The organism is Roseiflexus sp., from assembly GCF_057785375.1.
The window spans coordinates 19,899-31,800 of sequence record NZ_JBYNRX010000088.1 but is presented as its reverse complement, the minus strand read 5'-3'; the positions used below and the strand labels follow the sequence as shown (position 1 = coordinate 31,800).

Here is an 11,902-nt window from a genome sequence, read left to right as displayed (position 1 = left end):
CACCCCTCACCCCTCACCTCTCACCTCTCACCTCTCACCTCTCCCCTCTCACCCCTCACCCCTCACCCCTCACCCCTCACCCCTCACCTCGGCACATCGACCCGCGCCAGGATTCGCGCTATTGCGGTATCGGGCGTCAATCCCTCGACCTCGGCATCCGGCTTGAGAATGATGCGATGGCGATAGACCGGTCGCACCAGAAACTTGACATCATCGGGGATCACATACGCGCGGTTTTGCATGGCAGCCCAGACCTTGGCAGCGAGGAGCAGGCTGATCGAGGCGCGCGGACTGCCGCCGAGCAGCAGGTCGAGGCTCTTGCGACTCGCCTGGGCAATGTCGGTGATATACTTCAGAATACCGTCGTCCACCTGCACCTGCTGGATCTCGGCGCGACACTGCGCCAGCAACGCACTGTTCACTACCGGACGCAGCCCGACATTGTCCAGGCGGTGAGCGTCGAAACCGGCGTGGTAGCGCCGCAGCACCTCCATCTCGACCTCCTGCGGCGCATAGTCGATGATCACCTTGAACAGAAAGCGGTCGAGTTGCGCCTCCGGCAGCGGATAGGCGCCTTCGTACTCGACGGGATTCTGGGTCGCAAGGACGAAGAACGGGTCAGGCAACGGCAGCCGTTGCCCTTCAATTGTAACCTGGCGCTCCTCCATGGCTTCGAGCAGCGCGCTCTGCGTCTTGGCCGGCGCGCGGTTGATCTCGTCGCCGAGCAGAATGTTGGTGAACACCGGTCCTTTGTGCAGACGAAACTGACCTGTGCCCATCTCGAACACTTGCGTGCCGATCACATCGGATGGCATGAGGTCCGGGGTGAACTGCACACGCTTGAATGATGCATCGGTCAGCATCGCCAGCGTCTTTGCCATCAGCGTTTTTGCGGTGCCGGGCACGCCTTCGAGCAACACATGACCGCCGCAGAACAACGCAATGATGATCTGCGTCAACGGTTCGTCCTGCCCGACGATCACTTTCGCCGCTTCAGCGCGGAGTGTTGTGGCGGCATCATGTGTTATCATTTTTGCTCTCACTGCGTTCAACGCACCCGTGGGCGCGGCGGCGTCACGCCCCTACATGTAACCTGCTCGTCTGCAACCCTCACGTTCACTCCGCCAAGACCCTTGAGGTCGCGCCTCGTCCTTTCCGCAGGCGGAGGCTGTTTCGCAGGTGACGTTCCATCGCAACACAGAGTCGTCGGCGAAGACCTCAAGGGTCGGGGACGTTCAATGTTCAACATTCAACATTCAATGTTCGCACCTGCCCCGCCCACGCCTCGACCCGTTGCGCCAGGCCGTCGCCGCTGCGCGCTGCCAGATTGCGCCGGTAGAGCAACGTCATCCAGATGAACCACGGCGGCAGCACCAGCGCCAGACCGAGCAACCACGCAATGCCAGCAATCGCCTGTGCAATCGTCGACCCTGAGCCGAGCAGCAGCAGCGCCGGGAGCGGAATGAACACCCCAACCGCCAGACTGACCGACGCGCCAACTGCGAAGACGACGAGCGCGCTCAATCCCCAGGCGACCAGATTGCTGCGAAAGCGGAAGATGATCAGATCGACGCTGCGCTCCAGCGCTTCGCCAAAACGCAATCGTTCGACGAGCCACGGCTGGAGCGCGTAGAACATGCTGCTGTAACTGATGCCACCGATGATGAACCCCAGCACATACATTCCGGTGATCAGCAAACCAAATACGACCAGCGCTGCGATGCCAGCGGGGCTATCCGAGTCGACAGCCGCAAACAGCACCGATGCGCTCAATCCCATGACATAGATCGGGCAGATGCAGAGAAGACTCACCGCAGACGAGGCGACCTGCATGATAAATCCGTAGATGATCGTAAAACACCCGGCTTTCGCTACGCCAAGAGGATGAATGGCCAATACCTCGCGCAGATTGATCGTGCGACCGTCGAGAGCGGCTATTGCGGCGCGCGACAGCCCGCCGATCAGGTAGAGCAGCAGCAGCGGCGCCAGCAACAAACCCGCCAGGGCGATGACCACGAGCCAGTTCTCGCCAATCCATTCGGCGTTGGCCACAAGCAGGCCAATCGCAATCGCAATCGGCGTCAGCCACGCCAGCCCGATCACCACAAAACTGGTAAAGTGGCGGCGGTAGAGGGCGCACCCTTCATCGAGCAGATCGAGCGTTGGTTGTAAACGTCCGGCAATGTTGAGTTTCATAATCACCCTCACGCTCCGGCGCCGTCACCGTTCACGAATCTGCGCGTCAATAAATGCGTCTGCTGCAGCAACGACGCGCAACAGATCGGCATCGGACGACGGTGTTGCACGAAGTTGCGCCAGCAGCGCCAGCAGGGCCGTTTCGTCGATGGAGCGCGCCCGCGCCATCTGATAGACGAATTCACGATCGTCAAGTTGCGGGTTGACGCCATATGGCTTCGCCAGCCGGCGCTTGAAATCGGCGTAAAAGTGCTGCTGCATATACCGGCGCTTACCGCCGCGCTGATACAGATCCGCCATGCTGTCGAGGTACTCGGCGCTGCTACGGCGCGCCGTCTCTTCCCTGAGCGGCACGGCGCGCCCGAAGCGTCGCCCGCCCAGCAACAGGAAGAGCGCCGTGATCGTGGCAACATACACTCCCGCCCATCCCCCCGGCGTGTTGAGCAATCCATCGGTCGGCGAGGAGGGCGCCACAAGCCCGTGATGATATTCATCGAATAGAATACGACCTCTCGGCGGCGCATGCCGCAGCATGTTCAGCACCAGCGCCGCATGTTGCCGGTCGCGCAGCCCGCTGTTGGTGAAGGGGCGGGCGGTTGCGCTGACGTACACGTATCCATTGCCGATCCGTATGCCTGCGATGAGAACCTGGCCAGAAGCGCCGAACAAGGGCGCATAATCGTTGCGCTGCGGCGTAAGCGTGCGCCGGGTGCGAACCGAGATCTCGCGCACCGGCGGTTGATCGAACACCGGTTGCAACACCGGTGCACGCTCGATGACCTGCGTCCCGGTGAGCACGGTGATCCGCATCTGCAACGCATCGAGCAGCGCATCCGACGCGCTGAGCACGGTTGGCGCATCGTCCGCAAATATCAGCGTCCCGCCGCGCTCGACCCATGCCAGAATGTCACGGGCGTGAGCGCGGCTAACCGTTTCGCTCGGGCTGAGCATCACCAGCACTGCATCGTCATCGGTGACCTCGAACGGGCGATATTCGAGACGGCGTGCATCATACCCCATTGCGCGCGCCCACTCGTAGAGCACGCGCGCCCCGTTTGGCGCACTGGAGTAGGTGCTGGGAAGATTCGGATCCTGCGGTGGCGCACCTCCCGGACCGACGACGACAAAGGCGATGAGAACGCCGAAGAGACCGACAATAATCAGCAGATCACGAACCCGTGTCATACGCGCTGCGCCCCTATATCGCGCCGCAGCGCTTCGATCTGCCGGCGATATGCCACGAACGCCGATTCATCGATCGGCGCATGACCGTACCAGACCAGATCGAACGTTTCGATCACCGGCGTCAGGCGCGCCAGCAATGCCGGATTGCGCTGCGCCCGCTCCAGATACTCGCGGTTCGTCAGCGCGCGGTCATAGCGCAACAGGTCCTGTTCATCGAGCCAGAGGAGCGCCGAGAGGTAAAGACTACGCACCGCAGCGCGGTAATCGCCGTCGCGCGCCAGGGCGCCGGCCTGATCGAACGCCTCGGAGGCGGTCGGCGCAGGATCGTCGCCGTTTGCAGCGATCCGCGCATCGTGCACCATGCCGCGCCGCAGATTGACCAGCAGATACAGAATGACCGCCAGCAACAGCGCCGCACCGATCAGCATGACCATCCAGGCGACCACGTTGGCTGCGTCCGGTGGAACGGCTTCAATCGGGCGCAGAACGGTTTCAAGCAACTGTGCCAGCCAGTCGAAGAAATCAATCAACCACTGTGACGTTTCAGGCTCTGAGCGATCAACCGGTGGCGACGACAACAGGCGATCCAGTCGTTCGAGCGCATCGGCGGGCGCCGATGACGGCGGCAGCGCCGACGCATCGATCAGGGCGCCAAGGCGCGCTGTGATCAGCGGAAAATCAGGAGACGGCGACGCGAGAGCCTCCTGCAACCAGACATTATCCACCGGGACAACCATTCCATCGGGCAGGCGCACCGACGTCGCCGCTATCAGGCGATCCGCCGCTTCTTCGAGACCAATACGATCACGACGTTGCGCAGCCGTGAATGCTTCGCGCAACCATGATTCATACGCCGCTGTATCGGGGATAGTATGTTGGGCAGCGACGGAAGCGACCAGAAGGCAGCACAACGCCGCACATACTATACAAGAGGACAGTAGACGCATGCCTTGCCAGCGCATGTATAATATCACTGCATGCAATTCTCCGTCTCAGCGCCTATGCTATTATAGCAGCAGCGTATGCACATGGGCAAAGGTTGCGAGATATTTACGCGCGGTTTGGAACCCCATAACCGTGGCAAAGTTAAAACGTGTATACAATGGCGGTGTATCGCGTACCACATAACTAGGGCATGATCCGCCCGATTTGTGGGCAGTGGCGTCGCCGTACACCGCAGCGGCGCGTACCGCATGTCTCAGTGCAATCATCACAGGCGCCTGCTCTTGGTCATCGGTCACGCTGTCGGACCTGGCCGTGAAAGCGCCAGGCGAAGCGCCATACTGTGGGTGCATCCTGAGCGATATCTCCGCGCAGATGCATATGTGCAGCGGAATGGCTCGCGCACCATATGAGCACGACGCTCAAAAGGCTCTGGCATCGCTCAGTTTAGTGAGGAGACAGGAATTATGCGGATCGGAATTCTGACTGGCGGTGGTGATGTTCCCGGCTTGAACCCCTGTATCAAGGCTGTTGTCAATCGTGCCAATGACGCCGGGATCGAGGTGATTGGCATTCGACGCGGCTGGGCCGGATTGCTCTGCTACAATCTTGATGACCCGGAGAGTGCATCGGAATGGGTGCAACCTCTCACAAAAGCGGATGTTCGCACAATCGACCGGTATGGTGGAACGCATCTGCATACATCGCGGACGAACCCGCAGAAGGTGCGTGAGAGGGATATGCCCGAGTTTCTCAAGGGCAAATTCGAATTCACCGGCGAAAAGAAGACCGCCGACTGCACGCCGCACGTGTTGCGCGTGCTCGAACACCTCGGTATCGATACCCTGGTGCCGATTGGCGGCGATGACACTCTCTCCTATGCGGTGCGCATGCACCGCGAGGGAGTGCGGGTCGTCGCCATTCCCAAGACGATGGACAACGACGTGTTCGGCACCGATTACTGCATCGGTTTCTCGACGGCGGTCACGCGCAGCGTCGATTTTCTCAACGCCCTCCGCACACCAACCGGGTCGCACGAGCGGATCGCAGTCATCGAACTGTTCGGGCGCAACTCGGGTGAAACGGCGCTCATTTCGGCGTACCTGGCGGACGTCGATCGCGCCGTCATCTCCGAAGTCCCGTTCGATGTCGAAAAACTGGCGCGCTTCCTGGTCGAAGATCGTCGGCGCAATCCGAGTAACTATTCTATCTGTGTGATCTCGGAAGGCGCTTCGATGATCGGCGGGCAGGTCATCGAGTATGGGCAGGAAGACGCCTACGGGCACCGGAAACTCGGCGGCATCGGTATGATCACCGGTGAAGCGATCAAAAAGATCACTGGCATCGACATCGTTCACCAGCAACTGTCGTACCTGATGCGCGCCGGCGCTCCCGACTCGCTCGACCGGATGGTGGCGATGTGCTATGGCAACCTTGCCGTCGATCAGTTGCTCCAGGGGCACAGCGGTCGCATGGTGGCGCTGCAGAACGGTCAGTATACCACTGTTCCCGTTGATACCTGCGTCCAGGGGGTCAAGCGGGTCGATGTCGAAGAATTGTACGACGCGGAGAACTACCAGCCGCGGGTCAAACACCCGCTCGGCAAGCCGATGTTCCTGTACTGAAGGAGGTTGACAATGGCCACGGTCACGATGACACGCGGCAAGTTCAATGGCATCAACGCATGTGCCAATGAACGCGGCGTGATTGCAGCAGCAGCGATGGATCAGCGCGGTTCGCTCAAGAAGGCGATCGCCAAAGCGCGCGGCGAAGGTGGAACAGCAACCAGCGAGGACCTGACGCTGTTCAAAACGGCGGTCACGAAAGTGTTGACCAGGCACGCTTCGGCGATCCTGATGGACCCGGAGTACGGTCTGCCCGCACTTCAGCACAAGGCGCCCAACGCCGGCGTCCTCATGTCGTATGAGAAAACCGGGTACGATGCAACCATCAAGGGGCGCTTGCCCGACCTGCTCGACAACTGGAGCGTGTACAGCCTGATCCAGTCGGGCGCCGACGCAATCAAAATCCTGATCTACTACAACCCCTTTGATGACCCGGATATTCTGGCGCGCAAGCATGCCTTCCTCGAGCGCGTCGGCGCTGAGTGCAAAGGTCTCGATGTGCCGTTCTTCCTCGAACCGCTGGCGTATGACGACAACATTGGCGATGAGAAGAGCTTCGAATTTGCCAAAGTGAAGCCGAAGTACGTCGCGGCGTATATGGAGGAGCTTTCCAAGCCGCAGTATGGCGTCGATGTGCTGAAGGTCGAGGTGCCGGTCAACATGAAGTTCGTATCGGGCACGAAGGCGTTCGGCGGTCAGGAAGCATATACCCGCCAGGAAGCGCTGAAACTGTTCCGCGAAGCGTCGGATGCCGCCACCAAGCCGTTCATCTACCTGAGCGCGGGCGTGACGGATGAGGTGTTCCGCGAGTCGCTCGAGATGGCTGCCGAAGCCGGTTCGCGCTTTGCCGGCGTGCTGTGCGGGCGCGCTACCTGGCAGGACGGCATTCCGGTCTATGCGCGCGAAGGGTATGACGCCCTCGAAGCCTGGCTCAACGACCGCGGCGTGCAGAATATCACGGCATTGAACGAAGTGCTCGACAAGGGCGCTAAACCCTGGTGGGATATGTACGGCGGCAAGGATGCGATCAACGTCGTTGATCTGCCGGTCTGATTCTGAAACTCCCGGGAAAGAGGGACGGGAATCTCCCGTCCCTATCAGTGTGCAATGACCCCGCACGATGGTCTGCGCGCTGTCGCGTTTCAGCCGCGACAGCGCGTCGTATTTTTGAACGAGACATCAGATTCCGGATACTGTTGTATCATAGCAAGCGAGAGCGTCTGGTCGCCTGCCGAACCGGATGCTGCTCTGGCTGCCGGCAATAGCGGTTCTATGAGAAGAGAGGAACACGCGCTATGACGATCGATACCGCATCACGCCTGCGCATCGCCATCTGTACTGGTGGTGGTGATGCACCTGGACTGAACGCTGTCATTCGCGCGGTCGTATTGGGTTCGCTCCACCGCAAATGGGAATGCTACGGTATTCGTGATGGCTTCAGCGGCATTCTCTCGCCAAAAAGCTATCCGCACGGCGGTGTTATTCTGCTCACGCGCGACCTTGTGCGCGGCATTACGCCGCTTGGCGGCACGATTATCGGCACGACCAACCGCGGCAATCCGCTGCGCTACCCGACGCAATTGCCCGATGGCACGGTGATTGAGCGTGATCGCACCGACGAGATTGTCAACGGATTGGCCGTGTATGGCATCGATGCCCTGATATCGGTCGGCGGCGACGGCTCGATGGAAATTGCGGCGGCGCTGGCGCGTAAAGGGGTGCGCGTGATCGGCGTCCCCAAAACCATCGATAATGATCTGGACGGGACGGTAGCAACCTTCGGATTCGATACGGCGGTCGCCTTTGCCACGGAAGCGATCGATCGCCTGCACACCACTGCCGAAGCGCACCAGCGGGTGATGGTGGTCGAGGTGATGGGGCGCTACGCCGGCTGGATTGCGCTCAATGCCGGCGTCTCCGGTACGGCGAATGTCATTCTCATTCCCGAAATCCCATACGACATCCACAAAGTCGTGGCCAAGATCAAGAACCGTGAAGCCGAAGGACGGCCCTACTCGATTGTCGTCGTCGCCGAAGGCGCATGCCCGATTGAGGGGAGCGTCTCGTTGATTGCGCCAAAGGAGGCCGGGCGCGCCGAACGATTGGGAGGCATCGGCGAACGCGTGGCGCGTGAAATCGAGGCATTGACCGGCAAGGAGACGCGCGTGGTGGTGCTCGGGCACTTGCTGCGCGGCGGCACGCCAACCACCTTCGACCGCTTGCTGGCGCTCCGTTTCGGCGCTGCCGCCGTGCGTGCGCTGGAAGAAGGACAGTCCGGCGTTATGGTTGCACTCGACCCGCCAACCGTGCGGTATGTGCCGCTGGAAGAGGCCACCAGCCGCATGAAGACCGTTCCGCTCGACTCGGATACTATGCTGACGGCGCGCGACCTGGGCATTGTGTTCGGCGATTGAAATCGCCATCGGCAACGACGCTGCATATGGCAGTTATACCGGTCCCCCGCCGGGGCGAACAAAGGCGTCATTGACTTCTGCCGCTACCGCTGACGCTGGCTTGGCTGCTCGCAGATGATCGAAGAGCGGCATGTTCCCGGTGCGCACGACATGCTCGGCGTACAGGTACATCGCTGCCGACCATCCCTGCTGCGCGTATCCCATCGGATGACCACTTTCGCCATGCATCCACTCATTAAATTCCCAGTCATCGTGCAATCCCTGCCGCAGACACTCGGCCAGCGCCAGCAACAGACGCTCCGCCTGATTCCACCAGCGGTGCTGCATCAACGCCGCTACATGAAAGCCGCCGATCATGGGCCAGATGCCGCCATTGTGATACTGGTGCGGGAGATTGAGCGTGCGACTGCGATAGTATTCGCGCCAGTTCGCTTCGCCCGGATAGATCGGCGGATGAATGGCTTTGGTCGGATATGGTTCCGCCATGCCAACTTGGTACATGAAGCGCAGGATATGCTCGGTGCGATGCCCATCGGCAACACCGGTCAGAATGGCGAGCACATTGGCGAGGCTATCACACCAGTCGCCAAACTCGCGAAACGCCACCCACGGCAAGTAGAACGGTCGGCTGGAGATCATACCGATATTGTGGTAGAGCATGAACCATTCGAGTCGCATCGCCTTCAGGCGTTCCAGGTGTTCAGCAAAATGTTCCGCCACCCAGCAACGGTCGATCCAGAAAAGCAGGTTGATCCGCTCGTGAATGCCTGCCGGTCCAATGGTCAACCGATGCGCCGTGATCTGCGGTTCCACGAGCGCGCGCAGTTGCTCGTGCGCCAGCGCTGCGGCATAGTACAAGACATTGTCATAGAGCGTGTTGTAACGTACTGCCAGCAGGTCCATCCAGTTGCCCGCTTCGGGGATTTCGATCAGGCCGCACTCGTTCATATCCTGGTACTCGAGCCACGCCATGGCTTTGTCGATTGCACGCCACTGCGCCCGCACAAATGCCGAGTCGCCAGTAGCGCAATAATGGAGGTAGTGCCCGAGAATGAACCAGAGGTTTGAGTCGGCGGCGCCGGCATTCTCGGTGCTGATGTAACCCGTGTCGGGATTGATATTGAGCGGGATGAGTCCGCGTCGTGATTGCGCTGCGCCAAGCGTTGCGAGCGCTGCACGACTGCACCTGATGAGATCGGGATCGCTACTGACGATCGCACCTAACATCATGATGCCATTGTCGCGCGCCCATATTTGAGGGTATCCTGCTGCAAGCGCCGAGGCCCGAAATCCGACCGGCGTCCGACAACGATGCAACACTTCCAGTGCGCGCTTGCGCGCTTCATCGATCAAGTGAGATGGCATAGATATCGTTCCTGATGTCTCAGAATCCGCCTTCACATCGACATTGGATTGCATCGGAAGGAGCAGTGCGAAACTGCCTGCGCTCCTGCTGCGCATCTCTGCGTCCTGGCGCGCGTTTCCACTTGCCCTGGCATTGCTTGCTGCACTCAAGTGCGATACAATCCAGACGCTATGGAATATATTCTACGCCTGCACGCCAATCTGCTCTTTACAATTCTTCTGGTCTTTGGGCTTCTGGGGATTTGGGCGCTGATACTCGGGTTGCTGCACCGCCCGGTCGGGCAGTGGCTCCTCAGCGGGATGGCAATCGGCCTGCTGTTGATTCTGGCAGAGGGCATCCTCGGCGTGATCATGCTGGTGCAAGGACTGCGCCCGATTCGCACCGAGATGCACATCCTCTATGGGGTCATCGCGCTATTGACGATCCCCATTGCCCATTCGTCGGCACGCAACCGTGAGGCGCGGTCGCAGGGGCTGATCTATGCGTTTGCGTGCTTGTGCGTGTGCGTCTTCGTTCTGCGCGCGGTCGAAATGGCGCGACTCTAGCGCAGTGCGCACAATGCTCGATCTGTCCATCGCTGGACAATGGGCGTTGGCTTCGACAGGCTCAGCCAACGCCTGCTGCCGATGTCCGTCGCTGCACAATGGGCGTTGGCTTCGACAGGCTCAGCCAACGCCTGCCGCCAAAGACTGGAGCGGATTTCTTTGAACTATGGGTGCAACACCTGTCATTCATCTGTCGCCGCCGGTCGGTCGGGCGCTGCTGACGTGGAACGGGAAGCAACCGCCGCCGCCGCTCACAGCGCCCTCCGCCATCGAGGTCGAACGCTGCGGCGCCGGCGATCACCTTCTGCTGCACGGCGAAAACCTTGCGGCACTGACATGGCTGCTCGCCCATGGCTATCGGCAGCGGATCAACCTGATCTACATCGACCCACCGTTCGGTTCGGGCATTGATCGCACGCGGCGCGTCCGCCTGCGCGGTCCCGGTCCGGCGCGCCTCATTCCGGCTGCTGAGGTCGAATACCGTGATACCTGGGATGACGACGCCTACCTCCAGTTCATGTACGAACGGCTGATTGCGCTGCGCGACCTGCTCGCCGACGATGGCTGCATCTACCTGCATTGCGATTTTCGCAAGGCGCACCACCTCCGTTGCCTGATGGACGAAGTCTTCGGCGCCGAACGGATGCTCAACGAGATCATCTGGTTCTACCCGCGCGGCGGCGACGGCGAACGCCAGTTCAACCGCAAGCACGACACTATCCTGCTCTACGCCCGCGGCGACCGCTGGACGTTCAACTACGACGCGGCGCTCATCCCCTACACCCGCCGCCAGCTGGCCCGCTTCCGCCAGGAAGATGAACGCGGACGCTACTACTGGAATGTCAATCCGCGCGGCGAGCGCGTCAAGACCTATCTGCGCAAACCGGGCATCGGCGCATATGATGTCTGGACGATCCCCATCGATGCTGCGCTGATACGTGATCTTGGCTACCCAACCGCGAAACCGCTGACGCTGCTCGAACGTATCATTCGCGCCTCATCTCGACCAGGCGACCTGGTGCTCGACTGCTTCGCCGGGTCGGGAACGACGGCAGTAGCGGCGCAGCATCTGGGACGGCGCTGGATCGCCTGTGATGTGAACCCTGGCGCCATCCAGGTCGCCTCCCGCCGTCTGCACCGCGCAGTTCTGGAACATACGCCGCCATCCGCCGGGTTCTCGGTATGGCGGATTGGCGATGCCGCGCCTGCACCACAGGGTGGGGCGCATGTTCGAGTAACGCATTGCGATGATCAGGTGACGATCACCATCGAAGAGTACACCGGTCCCGCGCTTGCCGCCGCCTCCCCCACGCTGCTCGACTGGCGCAGCATCATCGATGAAGTCCTGATCGATCCCATGTATGACGGCGTCATTTTCCGCCCTGCCATCGCAGACGCGCCATTGCGTCGTACTATGCTGGTGCGTGGAGCATATACCATGCCGCGAGTGAACATCGGCGCATCCCTGGCGCTCAAAATCGTCGATGTGGCCGGCGGTGAGGCGTTCACAGTTATGACAATCCACTAAGAGTCTATCCGAAAAAGCTCGTTGGCTAGGCGAAGGCATTGCCTTCGCCTAGCCGGTCGCACTTCAGTCAGCGATTTTTCGGATAGGCTCTAAATGTCGGT

Annotated in this window: 10 protein-coding genes; 5 read left to right on the top strand and 5 right to left on the bottom strand. The window is 60.6% G+C overall.

Features of this window, described 5'->3' with window-relative positions; translation table 11 throughout:
* Positions 1-83: 83 nt before the first annotated feature.
* The 4 genes from AC3EA7_RS17020 to AC3EA7_RS17005 form a co-directional block, all read right to left on the bottom strand.
* Positions 84-1,031 carry an AAA family ATPase gene (locus AC3EA7_RS17020; protein ID WP_488615268.1) on the bottom strand — a complete coding sequence of 316 codons (948 nt, stop codon included), beginning with the start codon at positions 1,029-1,031 and terminating at the stop codon, positions 84-86.
* Between the two features lie 211 nt (positions 1,032-1,242).
* Positions 1,243-2,196 carry a hypothetical protein gene (locus AC3EA7_RS17015; RefSeq protein ID WP_488615267.1) on the bottom strand — a complete coding sequence of 318 codons (954 nt, stop codon included), beginning with the start codon at positions 2,194-2,196 and terminating at the stop codon, positions 1,243-1,245.
* 24 nt (positions 2,197-2,220) lie between these two features.
* Complete coding sequence (locus AC3EA7_RS17010) at positions 2,221-3,381, bottom strand: DUF4350 domain-containing protein (protein WP_488615266.1); 1,161 nt, start codon at positions 3,379-3,381, stop codon at positions 2,221-2,223.
* On the bottom strand, positions 3,378-4,220 hold the full coding sequence (locus AC3EA7_RS17005) for a DUF4129 domain-containing protein (RefSeq protein ID WP_488615265.1): 843 nt from the start codon (positions 4,218-4,220) through the stop codon (positions 3,378-3,380). The genes AC3EA7_RS17010 and AC3EA7_RS17005 overlap by 4 nt, the downstream gene beginning before the upstream one ends.
* A 570-nt stretch (positions 4,221-4,790) precedes the next feature.
* On the opposite strand from AC3EA7_RS17005, the gene AC3EA7_RS17000 reads away from it, so the two are divergent.
* The 3 genes from AC3EA7_RS17000 to AC3EA7_RS16990 all read left to right on the top strand — a co-directional run bounded on the left by AC3EA7_RS17000 (position 4,791) and on the right by AC3EA7_RS16990 (position 8,362).
* Positions 4,791-5,948 (top strand): 6-phosphofructokinase, encoded by a 1,158-nt coding sequence (locus AC3EA7_RS17000; protein ID WP_488615264.1) that lies wholly within the window; start codon positions 4,791-4,793, stop codon positions 5,946-5,948.
* A 12-nt stretch (positions 5,949-5,960) separates the two neighbouring features.
* A complete protein-coding gene (locus AC3EA7_RS16995; RefSeq protein ID WP_488615263.1) occupies positions 5,961-7,001 on the top strand; it encodes a tagatose 1,6-diphosphate aldolase in 1,041 nt (346 codons plus the stop codon).
* Positions 7,002-7,243: 242 nt separating this feature from the next.
* On the top strand, positions 7,244-8,362 hold the full coding sequence (locus AC3EA7_RS16990; protein ID WP_488615262.1) for a 6-phosphofructokinase: 1,119 nt from the start codon (positions 7,244-7,246) through the stop codon (positions 8,360-8,362).
* A gap of 33 nt (positions 8,363-8,395) precedes the next feature.
* Here AC3EA7_RS16990 and AC3EA7_RS16985 read toward each other — a convergent pair whose 3' ends face one another.
* Positions 8,396-9,727, bottom strand: coding sequence for an amylo-alpha-1,6-glucosidase (locus tag AC3EA7_RS16985; protein WP_488615261.1), 1,332 nt, complete (start codon positions 9,725-9,727; stop codon positions 8,396-8,398).
* A gap of 171 nt (positions 9,728-9,898) precedes the next feature.
* Here AC3EA7_RS16985 and AC3EA7_RS16980 point away from each other — a divergent pair, with 171 nt between their 5' ends.
* Both AC3EA7_RS16980 and AC3EA7_RS16975 read left to right on the top strand, forming a co-directional pair.
* Positions 9,899-10,273 (top strand): hypothetical protein, encoded by a 375-nt coding sequence (locus tag AC3EA7_RS16980; protein WP_488615260.1) that lies wholly within the window; start codon positions 9,899-9,901, stop codon positions 10,271-10,273.
* 166 nt (positions 10,274-10,439) lie between these two features.
* Complete coding sequence (locus tag AC3EA7_RS16975; protein ID WP_488615259.1) at positions 10,440-11,801, top strand: site-specific DNA-methyltransferase; 1,362 nt, start codon at positions 10,440-10,442, stop codon at positions 11,799-11,801.
* Positions 11,802-11,902 lie beyond the last annotated feature (101 nt).